Source organism: Xanthomonas sp. NCPPB 1325 (assembly GCF_041477645.2).
Lineage (GTDB): Bacteria > Pseudomonadota > Gammaproteobacteria > Xanthomonadales > Xanthomonadaceae > Xanthomonas > Xanthomonas cannabis.
In genome coordinates, this window is sequence record NZ_CM192985.1 from 4,270,364 (window position 1) to 4,287,051 (window position 16,688).

The 16,688-nt window shown below is 67.6% G+C and carries 13 protein-coding genes; 9 read left to right on the forward strand and 4 right to left on the reverse strand.

Going from position 1 to position 16,688, the window contains the following annotated elements; genetic code table 11:
- Positions 1-7: 7 nt before the first annotated feature.
- From ACCQ10_RS18055 to ACCQ10_RS18065, 3 genes are read left to right on the forward strand one after another with little or no spacing between them, the layout of a single operon-like run.
- Positions 8-2,665: a DUF802 domain-containing protein gene (locus ACCQ10_RS18055; protein ID WP_372361473.1), complete on the forward strand. Its 2,658-nt coding sequence runs from the start codon at positions 8-10 to the stop codon at positions 2,663-2,665.
- Positions 2,662-3,336, forward strand: coding sequence for an OmpA family protein (locus tag ACCQ10_RS18060; protein ID WP_184555746.1), 675 nt, complete (start codon positions 2,662-2,664; stop codon positions 3,334-3,336). Before ACCQ10_RS18055 ends, ACCQ10_RS18060 begins: the two co-directional genes overlap by 4 nt.
- Entirely contained in the window at positions 3,333-3,995 is a 663-nt protein-coding gene (locus tag ACCQ10_RS18065; RefSeq protein ID WP_372361474.1) for a DUF2894 domain-containing protein, read from the forward strand. Before ACCQ10_RS18060 ends, ACCQ10_RS18065 begins: the two co-directional genes overlap by 4 nt.
- A gap of 164 nt (positions 3,996-4,159) precedes the next feature.
- Here ACCQ10_RS18065 and ACCQ10_RS18070 read toward each other — a convergent pair whose 3' ends face one another.
- The 3 genes from ACCQ10_RS18070 to ACCQ10_RS18080 are packed head-to-tail and all read right to left on the reverse strand — an operon-like array spanning position 4,160 to position 7,615.
- Positions 4,160-5,428, reverse strand: coding sequence for a DUF3526 domain-containing protein (locus ACCQ10_RS18070; RefSeq protein WP_372361475.1), 1,269 nt, complete (start codon positions 5,426-5,428; stop codon positions 4,160-4,162).
- Entirely contained in the window at positions 5,428-6,864 is a 1,437-nt protein-coding gene (locus tag ACCQ10_RS18075) for an ABC transporter permease (protein WP_372361476.1), read from the reverse strand. The genes ACCQ10_RS18070 and ACCQ10_RS18075 overlap by 1 nt, the downstream gene beginning before the upstream one ends.
- 10 nt (positions 6,865-6,874) lie before the next feature.
- The gene (locus ACCQ10_RS18080) at positions 6,875-7,615 is read right to left on the reverse strand and encodes an ABC transporter ATP-binding protein (protein WP_184389369.1); all 741 of its coding nucleotides are present in this window, start codon (positions 7,613-7,615) and stop codon (positions 6,875-6,877) included.
- A gap of 216 nt (positions 7,616-7,831) precedes the next feature.
- Between ACCQ10_RS18080 and ACCQ10_RS18085 the strand changes: the two genes are divergently transcribed.
- The gene (locus ACCQ10_RS18085) at positions 7,832-9,700 is read left to right on the forward strand and encodes a M14 family metallopeptidase (RefSeq protein ID WP_372361477.1); all 1,869 of its coding nucleotides are present in this window, start codon (positions 7,832-7,834) and stop codon (positions 9,698-9,700) included.
- Between the two features lie 21 nt (positions 9,701-9,721).
- Here ACCQ10_RS18085 and ACCQ10_RS18090 read toward each other — a convergent pair whose 3' ends face one another.
- Entirely contained in the window at positions 9,722-10,648 is a 927-nt protein-coding gene (locus ACCQ10_RS18090; protein ID WP_372361478.1) for a LysR family transcriptional regulator, read from the reverse strand.
- A 124-nt stretch (positions 10,649-10,772) separates the two neighbouring features.
- Between ACCQ10_RS18090 and ACCQ10_RS18095 the strand changes: the two genes are divergently transcribed.
- From ACCQ10_RS18095 to ACCQ10_RS18115, 5 genes are all read left to right on the forward strand, one after another.
- Positions 10,773-11,186, forward strand: a complete 414-nt coding sequence (locus tag ACCQ10_RS18095; RefSeq protein ID WP_184375456.1) for a Rid family hydrolase — start codon at positions 10,773-10,775, stop codon at positions 11,184-11,186.
- A gap of 484 nt (positions 11,187-11,670) precedes the next feature.
- Complete coding sequence (locus tag ACCQ10_RS18100; protein ID WP_372361479.1) at positions 11,671-12,840, forward strand: hypothetical protein; 1,170 nt, start codon at positions 11,671-11,673, stop codon at positions 12,838-12,840.
- Positions 12,841-12,850: 10 nt separating this feature from the next.
- Complete coding sequence (locus ACCQ10_RS18105; RefSeq protein ID WP_372361480.1) at positions 12,851-13,279, forward strand: type 2 periplasmic-binding domain-containing protein; 429 nt, start codon at positions 12,851-12,853, stop codon at positions 13,277-13,279.
- Positions 13,276-15,411, forward strand: a complete 2,136-nt coding sequence (locus ACCQ10_RS18110; RefSeq protein WP_372361481.1) for a methyl-accepting chemotaxis protein — start codon at positions 13,276-13,278, stop codon at positions 15,409-15,411. Before ACCQ10_RS18105 ends, ACCQ10_RS18110 begins: the two co-directional genes overlap by 4 nt.
- A 526-nt stretch (positions 15,412-15,937) precedes the next feature.
- Positions 15,938-16,675, forward strand: a complete 738-nt coding sequence (locus ACCQ10_RS18115) for a DNA/RNA non-specific endonuclease (protein ID WP_372361482.1) — start codon at positions 15,938-15,940, stop codon at positions 16,673-16,675.
- Positions 16,676-16,688 lie beyond the last annotated feature (13 nt).

The window sequence follows — 16,688 nt, forward strand, 5'->3', positions numbered from 1 at the left end:
GGACGTCATGTTCAAAACTCTTGTACACGTGTGTGTGTTTCTCGTCGGCCTGTTGGCGGTTTGCTGGGTCGGGTTCGGCTATCTGGGCTCCAATCCGTTGGGCGCCTGCATCGCCGCGGTGATCGGTGCCTGCTATCTGGCCGGTGCGCTGGAGCTGTATCGCTATCGCCAGGCCAGCGCCACGCTGGACACCGCGGTGTCCGGGCTGACCGCCGCGCCGTCGGCACTGGATGCGTGGCTGGCGCAGCTGCACCCGAGCCTGCGCAATGCGGTGCGTCTGCGCATCCAGGGCGCGCGCGTGGCGTTGCCGGCGCCCGTGCTGACCCCGTACCTGGTGGGCCTGCTGGTGCTGCTGGGCATGCTCGGCACCCTGCTCGGCATGATGGCCACGCTCAAGGGCACCGGCTTTGCCCTGCAGAGCGCCACCGACCTGCAGGCCATCCGCGGCTCGCTGGCCGCGCCGGTGGAAGGCCTGGCGTTTGCATTCGGCACATCCATCGCCGGCGTCGCCAGCTCGGCCATGCTGGGCCTGTTGTCGGCGCTGTGCCGGCGCGAGCGCCTGCAGGCGGTGCAGCGGCTGGACCTGAAGATCGCCGCCGAACTGCACCCGCATTCGGAAGCGCACCAGCGTGACGAAGCGTTCAAGCTGCAGCGGCAGCAGAGCGCGTTGATGCCGGCCCTGATCGACCGGATGCAGGCGCTGATGAGCAGCATCGAGCAGCACAGCATCGCGGCCGACCAACGCCTGGCCGCGCACCAGGCCGAGTTCCATGCCAGAACCGAGGCGGCGTACACGCGGCTGGCCACGTCGATGGAACAGTCGCTGCAGGCCGGCGTTGCCGACAGCGCGCGCGCGGTCGGCGCGGCATTGCAGCCGGCGATGGAAGCCACCATGGCCGGCATTGCACGCGACACCGCCGCGCTGCACGAACGCCTGACCCAGGCCGTGCAGCAGCAGCTGGACGGCATCAGCAGCGGCTTCGATCGCAGTGCGAGCAGTGCGGCCAGCCACTGGGCCAGCGCGCTTGCCGCGCAGGAACAGGCGCAGCGCGCGCTCCACACCCAGCTGCAGGACACCCTGGAGCAGGTCGCCCACCACAGCACCGCCGTGCAGGAAGGCGTGAGCACGGCCGTGCAGCAGCAGTTGCACGGGCTCAGCGCCGGCTTCCAGGACAGCGCACGCACCGCCGCCGACCAGTGGCAGGCCGCCCTGGCCGCGCAGGAGCGCGCGCAGCAGGCACTCACGGAACAAATGCAGTCACTGCTGGCGCAGGTCGATGAGCGCAGCAGCGCCGTGCAGGACAGCGTCACCCGCGCGGTGCAGCAGCAACTGAGCGCACTCGACGCCGGCCTTGCACGCAGCCATGCCGCCACCGCCGCGCACTGGGCCACGGTGCTTGACGAACAACAGCGCGCCACCCAATCGCTCAGCACCCAGCTGCAAGCCACGCTGGAACAGCTGGCCCGCCAGACCAGCGCCCTGCAGGACGGCGTGCAGCAGGCCGTGCAGCAGCAGCTGGAGGGCTTGAACAGCGGGTTCGAGACCAGCACGGCCGCGGCTGCGGCCAGCTGGACCGCTGCGGTGGCCGAGCAGCAGCGCAGCAACCACGCGCTCACGCAGGACCTGCAACATGCCTTGACCGAGTTCGCCAGTACCTTCCAGGCGCGCTCCGGCGCCCTGGTCGAAGCGGTGGCCACGCGCATGGACCAGTCCAGCAGCGAGGCCGCCACCGCGTGGACGGACGCACTGGCACAGCAGCAGCAGGCCAGCGCTACGCTGGCCACCCAGCACCAGGCCGCACTGGCCGCCGCCACCGCCAGCTTCGACGCACAGGCCGCATCGCTGGTGGGCACCTTGCAGCACGCGCATGGCGATCTGCAGGCCGCGCTGGAAGCGCGCGATGCGCAGCGTCTTGACCTGTGGAGCGAGCGCTTCACCGCGATGAGCGCCACGCTTACCGCGCAATGGGAACAGACCGGCGAGCGCGTCACCCGGCAACAGCAGGCCATCTGCGACACCCTGGCCAGCACCGCCAGCGAGTTGTCCACGCAGGCGCAGGCGCAGGCCAGCGCCACCATCAGCGAGGTCTCGCGCCTGATGCAGATCGCCGCCGAAGCGCCCAAGGCCGCCGCCGACGTGGTGGCCGAGCTGCGCCAGAACCTGTCCGAGAGCATGGTGCGCGACACCGCCATGCTGGAAGAACGCACCCGCCTGCTGGCCACGCTGGACACCTTGCTCGACGCGGTCAATCACGCTTCCACCGAACAACGCCAGGCCGTGGACGCGCTGGTCACCACCTCGGCAGACCTGCTGCACCGGGTGGGCACCCAGCTCACCGAGCAGATCGGCAGCGAAACCGGCAAGCTCGGCGCAGTGGCTGCGCACGTCAGCGGCAGCGCAGTGGAAGTGGCCAGCCTGGGCGAAGCCTTCGGCGTGGCGGTGCAGCTGTTCAGCGGCGCCACCGGCGAGCTCAACGAGCGCCTGCAGCACGTGGCCACCGCACTGGATGCCTCGCTCGCGCGCAGCGATGACCAGCTGGCGTACTACGTGGCGCAGGCGCGTGAGGTGGTGGACCTCAGCATGCTGTCGCAGAAGCAGATCATCGAAGAACTGCGTCAGTTCGACGGCCGCCGCAGCGATGCCGGCGCAGCGGAGCCGGCATGAGCGACGAGATCGAAAGCGACGGCGAGTCCGGCACGCCGATCTGGGCCGCCTTCGGCGACCTGATGTCGGTGCTGCTGGGCGCGTTCGTGCTGATCCTGGTCGGCGTGATCGGCGTGCAACTGCAGCTGTCCAGCCGCCTGGACCAGGAGGTCAGGCAGCGCCAGGCCGAAGCGCAGCGCCGCAAGACGCTGGAACAGGCGCTGGCCGCGCCGCTGGCCGCCGGCCGCGTGACGCTGGTGGATGGCCGCATCGGCATTCGCGGCAACGTGCTGTTTGCGTTCAACTCCGATGAATTGCAGCCGGACGGCCGCGAGGTCCTGAAGTCGCTTGCCGCCCCGTTGGCGCAGTACCTGCGCGCCCGCGAAGAGATCCTGATGGTCAGCGGCTTTACCGACGACCGCCCGGTACTGGGCGGCAACCGCCGCTATGCCGACAACTGGGAACTGTCTGCGCAGCGCGCGCTCACCGTGACCCGGGCGCTGATCGCCGACGGTGTGCCGGCCGCCTCGGTGTTCGCCGCCGCATTCGGCGCGCAGCAACCGGTGGATTCCAACGCCGACGAAGCGCGCCGCGCCAGGAACCGCCGCGTGGAAATCGCACCGATCGCACGCCCCTCGACCGCGCGTGCGCCCTCGTCCACAGCGCCGGCCCCGGCACCGGCCACGCGATGACCACCTCGGCGACATCCGCCTACGCGCGGCTGGCGCGCTGGCGCAACGAGGGTGCCGACCAGCTCGACCCGGCGCGCTTCCATCTGATGCAGGCATTGGCCGCACGCGCGCAGACGCAGGCCGATGCGGTGCGTGCGGTGCTGGAAGACAGGCTGGCTGCATTGGTCGATGCGTATGCGGCCACGCTGAAGGATGCGGCGCGTCGTCGTGCCACCGGCCCTGCCGATCCAGGTACCTTGCAACGCACTGCCCTGCGCGCAGTGACCGACCAGCTGGCAGGCCATGCCGCCTTGATGGAAGTGGACAGCAGAAAGACCGCAGCGCCCGATGCGCAGCTGTTCCCGGAACTGCCGGCGCTGGACGATTTCCGCCGTACCTGGACCACCGTGCGCACTGCCAGCCAGGTGCGGCAGTCGCTGCAGGATGCGCCCAAGGACGCCGGCCCGCTCAATTCCAGCGTGCTGGTGCACCGCTGCATCACCCTGATGCGCGAACGCTCACCCGGCTATCTGCAGCACTTCCTCGGCTATGTGGATGCGCTGTCGTGGCTGGAGCAGATGCAAAGCGGCGGCGTGCTGGCCGATGACGCCGCCGCGCCGCTGCCAGCGCCCAGGAAGCGCAGCCGCAGCGGCACCACCAAGCGGCGCAGCCCGGCTTAAGTTAGTGCGCGGTGCGGCAACCCGTGGGGGGCGATCCGCTTGTTCATCTAGCACGGCCGGCACCGGGTGTTCATCCTGCGCGCACTGCGCGCCATCTTGCGCATGCAGCCTGCGGCATGCTCCGCCAACACGACGCTGCACATCGCGTGCAACGCGGCATGGCCCTACGACGCCGGCTCGGCGATGGCATCGAAGCGCGGCGCGCGCTCGAAGTCCGCGCGCGTAAACGGGCGGTCGCGGAACAGGTAACCGTAGTAGAACGTGCGCAACCGCTGATGGTAGGCGCGGATGCGGTCCTGGTAGGCCAGTTGTGCACGCAGGTCGGTCTGCGCCAGCCGCGTCAACGCAGCCTGCAGCGCCACCGGCGGCAGCACCATGGCGGCACGCTGCGCGAGCGCTTCGCGGCGCACCAGCCCCTGGCGGTACGCGGCCACCTGCGTGGCCACGTACTGGTCGCCGTTTTCGTGGAAGGCGAAATACCACTTGTAGTGGAAGGCGTCGGTCAACGGCGCCGAATCGGCCCACTGCGGGTTGCGCGCGTAGAAGCGCTGCATGGTGGCCTGGCGCGGAATATCCCAGGCGTGGTTGACCGCCTCGCGCTGCAATCGTGCGATCTCGGTGCCCTGGGTGACCGGTACCGCCTCGTTGATCGCCACATGCGCCAGCGCCGGTGCCACCAGGGCCAGCAGCACCCAGCAGGTGGCCAGTGCCGTGGCATGCGCGGCGGGCCGCCAGCGCAGGCGGCCCACCACCACCGCCAGCAGTACCCAGAACAGCAGGTACGCGCAGGTCAGCGCCAGCACGGCCAGTTGCTGCAGCAGCGGTACGCCGTTGACGCCGGCGGCAATGACGAACGGCGCGGCCAGGCACAGCAGTACCGCCAATGCGCGCACCGTCACCCGTCGCATCCACACCCTGGCGCCGGCACCTGGCAGGGCCGCCAGCATGCGCGCGCGCCCGGCTTCGCGCTCGCCGGAGCGCAGGTCGAACAGCAGCGCAATCACGAACAGTGGCAGCAGGAACACCAGCACGAACGCGTAGTCGAAGCGGCCGGCCAGCGCCAGCTCGGGGTTGTAACTGTCGCCATCGTAGATCTGCGCCTCCAGCCCCAGCGCGCGCACGCGCAGGATGTACGGCGCCACATCGCGCATGCCCACCGCAGCAAATGCCAGCGGCGCGGGCGCATCCCAGGTCGGGTGAAAACTGTAGTAGGCCGCGCTGCCGGCATCGTTGCTGCGCGCGACATAGGCGGCCACCGCCGCGGTGTCTTCCTGCTGCAGCGCTGCAATGCGTGCGATGTTGGCGCGCTGCGCAGCGATGACGTGCTGCCCGGAGAGCAGGCTGCACACGGTCAACAACGCAAGCAGCACCAGGCCGGCCGCTGCAGCGCGCGCGCGCAGCAGCAACAGCAGTTCGTATTTCCACAGCAGCATCAGCGCGTCACTCCCACACGTCGGCCGGCGACGACCAGCATGCACAGCGCCACCAGCAACCACGCCCCGATCAGTCCCAGCGGGATGCGCGTCGCGCCGATCACCTCGTCGGTGGACGCCGGCACGAACGCGAATACCGGAATCGCATGCCAGTGCGCTGCGGAAATGCGCTTGCGCCGGTCCGCACCGGCATCCTGCGCGGTGTCGTCGGCCATGCGCACCGCATCGGCCTGCAACTGGTTGAGCTGTTGCACCAGCGTGTAGCGATAGCGCTCGGCCTGCGCCAGAAAGTGCGCGTGCGCGCGCAGATCGGTGCGTGCCAACGCCATCGACACCTCGCGCAGCGCCCCCGTCGGGCTCAGCACCGCGAAGCTGCGCACCAGCAGGTTCTGGTCCTGCTGGATGCGGGCATCGCGCGCGGCGTAGCGTTCGAACAGGCTGGCGCTGAGCCGCTCGCCTTCCAGTGCGAGCAGGCCCTTGTAATTGACCGGCAGGTCTTCCACGCGCTGGACACCGTAGCGGCGCAGCACCTGCTGCTTGAACTGCGCAAAGTGCGGGTCATCCGGGTTATGGCTGTCGCCGAGCGTGCGCAGATCGCGCTGGATGGCCACATCGGTTTCCAGCCGCGTGGGCAGCCGGTACGCCGCGCTGGCCACATCCGGTGCCACCCGCGGCACCAGCACGGCCAGCCACACCCACAGCGCCAGCGACACCAGCAGCGCATCGCGCCCGCGCCGGCACAGCATCGAGACCGCCAGCACCAACGCGCACCACAGCAGCAGATACGCCGCATACGCCAGCACCAGCAGCGCCACCGCCCCGGCCTGGCCGGGCACCAGGGCAATCGGTATCAGGCCGACCAGCGCCGGCAGCAGGCAGGCCCCGGCCACCGCAGCCAATGCCAGATACTTGCCGCCAAGCACTTGCCGGCGCGTGGCGCCCTGCAACAGCAACACGCGCAGCGTGCCGGCCTCCTGTTCGCGCGCCACCGCGCCATAGCCCAGGAACACCAGCAGCAACGGTGCCAGTACCTGCAACACGAACGCCGGAGTCAGCTGGCCGAACCGCACCAGCAACGAGCTCTGACGTACGTCGCCGAAGTTGGCGGTGTTCTGGCGATGGCCTTCCAGGAACATGCTGTTGCCGGTGAACGCATCCACGCCCGCATCGAAGGCGGCCAGCGCCGGCAACGGGCGATAGATGAAGTGGCCGTAATGCACCACGCGATGCGGATGCCGGTCCGGCTGGGCCTCGAAGGCCTGCTGCGCGGCCTGTTGCTGACGCGCGCGGAACTCGGTGACCTGGCGCTGGTGATGCGCGGCAGTCAGCGTGGCCGCCAGCGTCAGCAGCATCAGCAACACCACGCCGATGGCGGCGGAGCGATTGCGTGCCATGAAGCGCAGTTCTTCGCGGGCGACCAACCACACCGCCCTCATGCGCAGCGGCTCATGCAGCGTGATCCTGCGGACGCGCAAAGCGCGCATGCAGGGAGCGCACATCGAACCCGCTGTCGCCGGCGCCGATCTGTTCGGCAATGCGCCCGTCTTCGAGAAAACCGATACGGTCTGCAACGTCGACCGCGCCGAGCAGATCGTGCGTGACCATCAACACCGCACCGCCACGTTCGCGCACGCCGCCGACCAGGCGGTTGAAGTCGGCAATGGCGCGTGGGTCCAGCCCGGAGGTGGGCTCATCCAGCAGCAGCACCGGCACCTGGCGCAAGCTGGCGACGGCGATGGCCACCTTCTGGCGCATGCCCTTGGAGAACCCGGCCAGGCGCTGCGCCCACGCCTCGCGCTGCAGGCCTGCGGCGGCAAATGCCTGGCCGATCTCGGCGTGGGCGCAGCGCTGCCCGGCCAGCGCGAGCAGGTAGTCGGCGTTTTCCATGGCACTGAGATGCTCATAGAGCGCTACGTTTTCCGGCAGATAAGCCAGCCGCGCACGTGCCTTGCCGGGCGCGGACACCGGGTCGACACCATCCACCAGCAGCGTTCCCGATGCGGGTTTCACAAAGCCCAGCAAGGCAGACAAGGTCGAGGACTTGCCGGCACCGTTGCCACCGAGCAAGGCGTAGACGCTGCCGGCGGCGACCTGAAGCGTGAGGCCTTGCAGTACGGCACGTCCGCGGTAGGCGACATGCAGGTTGTCGATCGAGATCGCCGGCGCTGGCTGTGGAGATGGGGACATCGTGCCGATCATGGATAAAATGATACGTTATCACATTGCCGACCCGGGCCTGAGATGCCCGGCCGCACGCGACGCCCGCGTGGCCTTGCGCAGGCTGCAGCCGACCGTTGCGGCCAGTGCCGTACCCGCCACCCGACACTGGCGGCAGAGCGCACGGCCACTGCCTTCATCAGGCCCATCACTGTCACCACCTCCACACGAGATTGCACACGCCACATGAGTTCCGATCCACGCACCTGCCCCGACTCCACGCACGCCGGTCACCGCGTCGCCCCGCCGGGCTCCCCGCGCCCCGGCTTTCACCGCGCGACACGTGCCGCCTCTGCCTGCCTGCTCGCGGCCGCATGTCTTGCTGCAGCGCCGCTTGGCGCACAGCCACTGGAAACCACTGCCCTGTTGCCGCCGGTGCGCACCTGGCATGGGGCGAGCGAGGCGTTGATCGTGGCGCCGGGCGATCCGTGGATCACGCCGGCCGAGCGCAGCGATTTCGTCAGCACGCCCAGCTACGAAGAAACGCGTGCGTGGTTGCAGCGCCTGGTTGCGGCCTCGCCGCTGCTGTCGCTTGAAGTCTTCGGCAAGACCAGCGAAGGGCGCGACCTGCTGCTGGTGCGCGCACACAAGGGCAAGCCGGGCAAACCGGTGGTGCTGGCGCAGGCCGGCATCCATGGCGGCGAGATCGATGGCAAGGACGCCGGGCTGATGCTGCTGCGCGACATCGCCCAACGCGGCAAGGACGATCTACTGGATGCGGTGGACTTCGTGTTCGTGCCCATCCTCAACAGCGACGGCCACGAACAACGCGGCCCGCTGGTCGGCGCTGCATTGCGTGGCCCGCAACAGATGGGCTGGAACACCACCACGCGCGGCATCAACCTCAATCGCGATTATCTCAACCTGGAGGCGCCGGAGACGCGCGCGATGGTCACGTTGCTGCACACGCTCGACCCTGCGCTGTACATCGACCTGCATGTCAGCGGCGGGCTCGATCATCAGTACGACATCACCTTTACCTTCGCCGGTTGGGGCACGTATGCACGTTCGCGCGCCACTGCCGGCTGGCTGCAGCAACGCTTCACGCCGGCCGTCAACGCCGCGCTGCGCAACCAGGGCCACACACCTGCGATCTACCCCAGCCTGATCGACGAAGATGCGCCGCGCTCGGGCCTGCGCTATTCGCCGGAAGGCCCGCGTTATTCCACCGGCTACGGCGATTTCGCCGGCATTCCCACCGTGCTGGTGGAAAACCACCGGCTGAAGTCGTACCGGCAGCGCGTGCTCGGCGACTACGTCCTGCTCGAAGAAGCGCTGCGCCTGGTCGGTCGCGATGCAAACAAGATCGCTGCTGCCAAGCGGGCCGATCGTGCCGCACGTCCGCAGGAACTGATGGTGGCCTGGGAACGCCTGCCGCAGCCGATCGACCACATCGCGTTCAAGGGCGTGACCTATACCCGCGCGCTGTCGCCGGTTTCCGGCCGGCAGGAATTGCGCTGGGAAGGCCGCGATGAAACCTGGACGATGCCGGTGATCGGTTACCGCCAGACGCAGGCGGTGCAGTATCCGGTGGCCTGGTGGATCCCCCCCGGCTACGACGACGTGCTTGCGTTGCTCGACACGCATGGCATCCAGTACGAACGTCTGCAGCAGCCGCGCCAGCACACGGTGCAGCAGATTCGCATCACCAACACCAACACCAATACCGACGCCACCGGCAAGCAGGTCGCGCGCACAGACAGCGTGGACGAGCTCTTTCCTGCCGGCAGCATCCGCGTGCCCGCCGATCAACCGATGCGCATGTTGGCCGCCGCATTGCTGGAGCCGCTCAGCAGCGATTCCCTGCTGGCCAGCGGACGGTTCCGCAACGCCGGCAGCCCCGACAGCGGGCTATACGGCGCCGAGCTGGTGGACTTTACCGAACGCCTGTTGCGCAGCGACGCCGCGTTACGTCGCGAATTCGAGCACAAGCTGGCCAGCGATGCTGCGTTCCGCGCAGATGGCGATGCGCGACTGCAGTGGATCTACGCACGCTCACCCTACGCGGCGATCACTGGCTGGCGGTATCCGGTGCGGCGCGAAGTGACGCAATAGCGCCGCCCTTATGCGCAGCGCTTATCGCAGAGCGGGCGCCATCGGCGGCGCATGCTCGGCCATCAGCGCAATCACCCAATCGATGAACACCCGCAGCTTGGCGCTGACGTGGCGGTTGGGCGGGAACGCAATCGACAAGGGCATCGGCTCCAGTTGCCAGTCTGCAAAGACCGGAACCAGCTCGCCGCTGGCGACATGCGCGTTGGCCATGTACACCGGCAGCCACAGCACGCCCATTCCCGCCAGCCCGGCGGCGAGATACGCATTGCCATCGTCGGCGGCCACAACGTGCCGCCCGTGGACGCGCACCGCGTCGTCGCCCCGCTGCATCACATAGGGAACTGTCGTGGTAGTGCCCCAGCGCATGAAGCCGACGCAGCGATGCCGGGTGTTTTCCAGCTCGGACGGATGGGTGGGCATGCCCAGCCGCTGCAGATACGCGGGCGCGGCGTAGACGCCGGCCTGCAGGTCGGCCACGTGGCGCGCGATCAACGACTGGTCGGTGATGGTGCCGCCGCGTATCACGCAATCCACGTTCTCGCCGATCAGGTCCACGCGACGGTCGCTGACGCCCATGTCCAGCTGGATATCCGGATAGCGCGCATGAAAGGCCGGCACCGCCGGCATCAGGATCAGCCGCGCCAACGGGCTGGGCACATCCACGCGCAGGCGCCCGCGCGGCAGTGTCGAGGCATCGGACAGGCTGGTTTCCGCGTCGTCCATGTCGGCCAGCAGACGCACCACGCGGTCGTAGTAGGCCGCGCCATCGGCGGTCACCTGCACCCGGCGCGTGGTGCGGTGGAGCAGGGTCACCCGCAGGCGCGCTTCGAGCTGCTGCACCAGCTGGGTGACGCTGGCCCGGCTCATGTGCAGCGTGTCTGCGGCCTTGGTGAAACTGCCGGCCTCCACCACCCGCGCAAACGCCTGCATCGCATCGAACCGATCCATCGCCACTCCCGCACCCAGATTGTTTGGATTCTACAAACAGTGTTGATCAAGGCTGCGGATTTATCGCGCGCGGCCACGCGTTTAGGGTGGAGGTCCGTTCTGTCGCACTTCGAAGGAGACCTCCATGGCCACACGTGACGTTGTTTTACCGCCGGGCCGCCACGCCCTGTATGAGCGCCATCGCTATTCGCCGGCGGTACGTGCAGATGGCCTGCTCTTCGTCGCCGGCCAGGTCGGCAGCCGCGAAGACGGCTCGCCCGAGCCCGACCTGGACGCGGAGATCGCGCGCGCCTTCAGCAATCTGGACGCCATCCTCAGCGCGGCCGGCTGCACCTCGCAGGACGTGGTGGATGTCACCTTGTTCATGGTCGATCCCGAGGTGGTGTTCGACGCTGCCTGGAACCGGTGGGCCGATTACTGGGGCCCGGCCCCCTACCCCACCGTCACCGCCGTGGGGGTGACCTGGCTGGCCGGCTTCCGGTTCGAGATCAAGGTGATCGTCAAATTGCCGGCGACCGATCACGCGTCGGCGGCCTGATCCTGGCGTGGGCCCCCACGCCATGATGGCAACGAGCTGACGGCCGTCGAGCGCCAGGCGGGTGACCGCGACGATGCCAGCGACGCGGATGACTCCCGGTGGTTGGCCACCACACGACAACGCCACGCCCACGCGTGGCGTTGTCGTGTGCGACAGGCCGGCACGCTCAGGAGACGCCTGGTGGCGCCATCGCCCGCGATCTTCAACTCCTGCGCCATCGGCTGCGCTCAACATCGAAGCAGTGCCGGACAAAAACGTCCATCCAGCCGTGGCGATTGGGTAATCCAGGCATTCCGATAGCGCCGGACTATCGTTCATTTCGGTATTTTCCACGACGAATTAACCGTTTCTTAAATTCGTAAAAAACTCGCTAAAGCGATACCAGAGGCGGCCGCTACCGGGGATCAGCGCCACCAGATGCGCATCGCCGTTCTGCCCGCTGCGCTCCTGGCGCGGCGTCCATCATCTTCCTAGCGAGACCGCAATGAACCTGACCGTCAAACTGCTCAGTGGCGCCATCGCCCTGGCCTCGTCGACCTGCGCCTACGCGCAGGAGGACTCGATGTTTTCCTTCAGCGGCTTCGGCACGCTGGGCGTGGTGCACTCGACGGAGGATCAGGCCGACTTCACGCCCGACATCCAGACCGTGGAAGGCGTTGGCGCAAGCCACTCCACCTCCGCCCGCCCGGACTCGCGCATCGCCGGCCAGGTCAATGCCAACTTCACCGACAACTTCACCGGCGTGCTGCAGGTGACCAGCGAATACGCCGAGCGCGCCGACTACGCGCCCAAGGTGACCCTGGCCCACGTGAAGTACCAGTTCGGCCCGCAGTTCGCCGCACGTCTGGGCCGCATCACCGCGCCGTTGTACATGCTCTCCGAGTACCAGCGCGTGGGCTATGCCACCCCGTGGGTGCGCCCGCCCTACGAGGTCTACAACTACCTCCTGCCGATGGACGGCATCGAAGGCGTGTACACCGTCAACGTTGGCCAAAGCGTGGTCAGCGTGCAGGGCTTCTATGGCCGCATCGATTCCAAGAAGGCCGACGTAGACGCGCTGCGCGGGTTGGCCATCGGCCTGGAATCGGGCGCATCGACTTTCCGTGCCGGCTACATCGTCGGCACCAGCACCTTCGACACGCCATCGCTGGACCGCCTGTTCACCGCCTACCAGCGCATCAACCCGGCGCTGGCCAATCGCCTGACCACCTATGGCGTGGACGGCAGCTTCGCCAGCGTGGGCTACGCCTACGACCCGGGCAACTGGTTCCTGCGCACCGAGGTGATCCAGGCCGATTACTCGCCCTCGCTCAACGGCAAGACCACCTCCGGTTACCTCAGCGTCGGCGGCCGGTTCGGCACGCTGACCCCGTCGGTCACCTTCGGCAGCGTCGATCGCAAGGCCTCGCGCATCGCCCCGGGCCAGGACCCGGTCGGCATCATGACCCGTGCGCTGGCGCAGGCCGAAAGCGGCCGTCACAGCGTCACCGCCTCGCTGCGTTGGGATGCGCGCGAGAGCATGGCGTTCAAGCTGCAGGCCAGCCATATCAACAACAACGCCGGCTCGTTCGGCTCGTTGAACAACATCCAGCCGGGCTTCCGTCCGGGCGGCAGCTACAACCTGCTGTCGGCGTCCGTCGACTTCGTGTTCTAAGGGAGCCCCCATGAAACTTTCCAAGTATTCCGCAGGCTGCGCGCTTGCGCTGTTGTCGCTGGTTGCATTCTCGGCCAACGCCGATGTGGTGGTGGTGATGGCGGCCAAGGGCGGCCCGGACAGCCTGAGCGCGGCGCAGGTCTCGCAGATCTTCCTGGCCAAGTCCAACAGTCTGCCCGGCGGCGGCGCAGCGGTGCCGATCGACCAGGAAGAAGGTGCCGCCACGCGCGATGAGTTCTACAAGAAGGTCGCCTCGCGCGATGCGGCGCAGCTGAAGTCGTACTGGTCGCAGCTGATGTTCACCGGCAAGGCGCAACGCCCCAAGCGCGTCAGCGGCGACGACGCGGTCAAGAAGGCCGTGGCGGCCACGCCCGGCGCGATCGGCTACATCAGTGCCACAGCCGTGGACGCCAGCGTCAAGGTCGTCCTGAAGCCGTGACCCGCCACCTGCTCGAGAGCCCTCTCATGAGACGCATTCTGTCGCTACCGTTGTTCTGGAAAATCCTGATGCCGGCAGCGGTGGCAATCATTTGCCTATCGGGCTATGTGGCTTTCAGCACGCTGGTGTTCCATCGCAACAACGACCGCCTGGAAGCGGTGCGCGACGTGCATTTCCCGATGCTCGACGCGATGACGCGCAACGTGGCCGCGCTGGACAAGCTCATCAGCGGGCTCAATGGCGCAGCCGCGGCAGGCGATGCGGACATGTTGGCGGCCACCAAACCGGTGGCCGACGACATCCACAACTCCTACGTGAAACTGCAGAAGGCCGACCCGGCCAACGCCCAGGAACTGGCACGCCTGGGCAAGCAGTTCGATCAGTACTACAGCCTGGCGCATGGCGTGGCCGCGGCGTTCGTGGAGCAACGTGAACCCGATGCCGCACAGATGAGCGCCATGGCGCCGGCGCTGGAGACCTATCGCACCACGCTCACCGCCATGCAGAAGCGCGCCGATGCGCGTTTTCGCGGCACCGTGCAGGAAGCGGTGGACAGTTCGGTCACCGCCAGCATGACCGGCCTGCTGCTGGGCCTGGTCGGCGCGGTGGTGTGCATCGCGTTCGGCTGGATCGTGGCGCGTGCCATCACCCAGCCGCTCAACCGCGCGGTGGGCATTGCGCATGCGGTGTCGTCGGGCCGGCTGGACAACGCCATCTCGATCGACCGCAATGACGAGGTCGGCCAGCTGTTGCAGGCCATGGACAGCATGCAGCGCCAGCTGCGTCGCGTGATCCAGGCGCAAACCGACATGGGCGACAAGCACGAGGCCGGCATCGTCAGCCACCGCATCGCCGAGCAGGAGTTCCCCGGCGAGTTCGGCACCATGGTGCGCGCCAGCAACACGCTGGTGTCCAGCCATATCGCGGTCACCATGCAGATCGTGGCATTGACCGAGCGCTATGCGGCCGGCGACCTGTCGCAGCAACTGGAGGCATTGCCGGGCGAGAAGGCGGTGATCAGCCAGTCGATCAACGACGTGCGGGCCAGCCTGCTGTCGATCAATGGCGAGATCAAGCGCCTGGCGGCGGCCGCGGCGGCGGGCGACTTCAGCGCGCGTGGCGACGAGACCGCGTTCGAGTACGACTTCCGCCAGATCGTGGTGGACCTCAACCACCTGATGGGCACCTCCGACAAGAGCCTGGGTGCGTTGTCGCAGGTACTGCAGGCGATCGCCAACGGCGACCTGACCACGCGCATGCACGGCAACTTCGCCGGTGTGTTCGCGCGCATGCGCGACGATGCCAACACCACGGTGGAGCGCCTGACCGACATCGTCGCGCGCATCCAGCAGTCGTCGGCGGAAATCGATACCGCTGCCGGCGAGATTGCCGCCGGCAATCAGGACCTGTCGCGGCGCACCGAGCAGCAGGCAGCCAACCTGGAAGAAACCGCTGCCTCGATGGAAGAGCTCACCTCCACCGTCAAGCAGAACGCCGAACACGCGCATCAGGCCAACGAACTGGCACGTAGCGCCGCCGGCGTGGCGTCGAAGGGTGGCGAGGTGGTGAGCCAGGTGGTCGGCACCATGAGCGGCATCGAAGCGTCGTCCAAGAAGATCGCCGAGATCATCTCCGTCATCGATGGCATTGCCTTCCAGACCAACATCCTGGCCTTGAACGCGGCAGTGGAAGCGGCGCGCGCGGGCGAACAGGGCCGTGGCTTCGCGGTGGTGGCCAGCGAAGTGCGCACGCTGGCACAGCGCTCCTCCGGTGCCGCCAAGGAGATCAAGGAATTGATCGACGCCTCGGTGGGCAAGGTGGCCGAAGGCTCGGCGCTGGTGCACAAGGCCGGCACCACCATGACCGAGATCGTGGCCAGCGTGAATCGCGTCACCGACATCATGGGGCAGATCACTGCCGCTTCCAGCGAGCAGTCGGCCGGCATCGAGCAGGTCAATCAGACCGTCATCCAGATGGACGAAACCACCCAGCAGAACGCGGCATTGGTGGAAGAGGCCATGGCCGCCGCCCGCGCGATGGAAAAGCAGTCCAGCACCCTCACCCAGCTGGTGTCGCTGTTCCAGCTGGACGCGGCAACCCAACAAGAACGTGCGCTCGAAGAAGTCGCATAGCAGATCGCGATCCGCCGTGCGGATCGTTTCGCTGGATCGTCAACGACCCCCTGCTGCATCGATGCAGCAGGGGGTTTTTTTGTGTGCTGGATGACGACCGCGCGGCGACCGCGGCGACCAGAGCTGCGTGACCTGAGGGAGCGTTTGGCAAGTGCGTCGCGCAGGCGCTGCGGGCAGGCGCGGCGCGGGAGCACGGCGCCGGTTAGTGCCTACGCCATTCGACGTGACACGACGTCAGCCGCCTGCGCGGCAGCTGCGCAATGACCGGCAGCATCGCGCTGTTGCACCCATCCCGGCACATCAGTAGATGCCAAGTCCGTCACAGCCTGGCGCTGCGGCGCGCCTGGCGCAGGTGTGTTGTCACGTTCGTCACACGCAAGCAACATTGGCATGCGATAGCTGTCGCGCTCGCTAGGGGACGGGCGAGCCATTGACCTCTCTCAGCGCACTGCGCATCACGTCGGTCTGCTCCTGGCACATCGGCGGCGGCGTCGTGCGTCCGACCGATTCGAAGGAGATTTGCCGCATGCGTTTCAGGACCCTGCTTGCCGTTGTGCTTCTTACCGCGTTCAGTGCCGTTGCCCAGGCACAGGTCGTCACGCTCAACAAAGGCGGTTACACGCTGCGTTACGACTGTACCAACCACACCACGCTACGCTACGAATATGTGCTGCAGGCCGATACCGGCTCGGCCGCGCGCCCGTCCGGCTTCAATCTGGACACCGAGCTGCCCAGCGGCTGCGCCGGCCAGACCTCCACCGCCTCCTATGCCAGCGTGCGCAGCGGCTACGACCGCGGCCATCTGGTGACCTCCAACCACATGGACTACAACGCCACCTACATCCGTCGCGCCAACCTGATGTCCAACATCGTGCCGCAGGTGGCCAGCTTCAACCAGGGCATCTGGGTGCGCGCCGAAAACGTCGCCGAGTGCTACCGCGATATCGCCAGCGTGCAGGTCTATGGCGGGGTGATCTACAGCGACACCAGCAACGACTACTTCCTGACCAGCCACGGCATCCGCACCCCGGATTTCTTCTGGAAGACCATCATCACCGCCAATCCGGGCGGCGGCACGCGCGCCATCAGCTGGCTGATTCCCAATCGCGAAAATCTCGGCTCGCTGGACAGCTACATCGTCAGCATCGACGAACTCGAAGACCTGTACGGCGCCAGCACCATCGGCATCACCGCGCCGGCCGCCGTCAAGGCCATGCTGCCTGCCACCACCTGGCCGCAGCCGAGCAACTGCGACCTGGGCTGAGCCGCCCTGCCTC

What these genes read in the sequence shown, in the direction of transcription:
- ACCQ10_RS18055 (WP_372361473.1), top strand. Translation starts at nt 8, where the DNA reads ATGTTCAAAACTCTTGTACACGTGTGTGTGTTTCTCGTCGGCCTGTTG.
- ACCQ10_RS18060 (WP_184555746.1), top strand. Translation starts at nt 2,662, where the DNA reads ATGAGCGACGAGATCGAAAGCGACGGCGAGTCCGGCACGCCGATCTGG.
- ACCQ10_RS18065 (WP_372361474.1), top strand. Translation starts at nt 3,333, where the DNA reads ATGACCACCTCGGCGACATCCGCCTACGCGCGGCTGGCGCGCTGGCGC.
- ACCQ10_RS18070 (WP_372361475.1), bottom strand. Translation starts at nt 5,428, where the DNA reads ATGCTGCTGTGGAAATACGAACTGCTGTTGCTGCTGCGCGCGCGCGCT.
- ACCQ10_RS18075 (WP_372361476.1), bottom strand. Translation starts at nt 6,864, where the DNA reads ATGAGGGCGGTGTGGTTGGTCGCCCGCGAAGAACTGCGCTTCATGGCA.
- ACCQ10_RS18080 (WP_184389369.1), bottom strand. Translation starts at nt 7,615, where the DNA reads ATGTCCCCATCTCCACAGCCAGCGCCGGCGATCTCGATCGACAACCTG.
- ACCQ10_RS18085 (WP_372361477.1), top strand. Translation starts at nt 7,832, where the DNA reads ATGAGTTCCGATCCACGCACCTGCCCCGACTCCACGCACGCCGGTCAC.
- ACCQ10_RS18090 (WP_372361478.1), bottom strand. Translation starts at nt 10,648, where the DNA reads ATGGATCGGTTCGATGCGATGCAGGCGTTTGCGCGGGTGGTGGAGGCC.
- ACCQ10_RS18095 (WP_184375456.1), top strand. Translation starts at nt 10,773, where the DNA reads ATGGCCACACGTGACGTTGTTTTACCGCCGGGCCGCCACGCCCTGTAT.
- ACCQ10_RS18100 (WP_372361479.1), top strand. Translation starts at nt 11,671, where the DNA reads ATGAACCTGACCGTCAAACTGCTCAGTGGCGCCATCGCCCTGGCCTCG.
- ACCQ10_RS18105 (WP_372361480.1), top strand. Translation starts at nt 12,851, where the DNA reads ATGAAACTTTCCAAGTATTCCGCAGGCTGCGCGCTTGCGCTGTTGTCG.
- ACCQ10_RS18115 (WP_372361482.1), top strand. Translation starts at nt 15,938, where the DNA reads ATGCGTTTCAGGACCCTGCTTGCCGTTGTGCTTCTTACCGCGTTCAGT.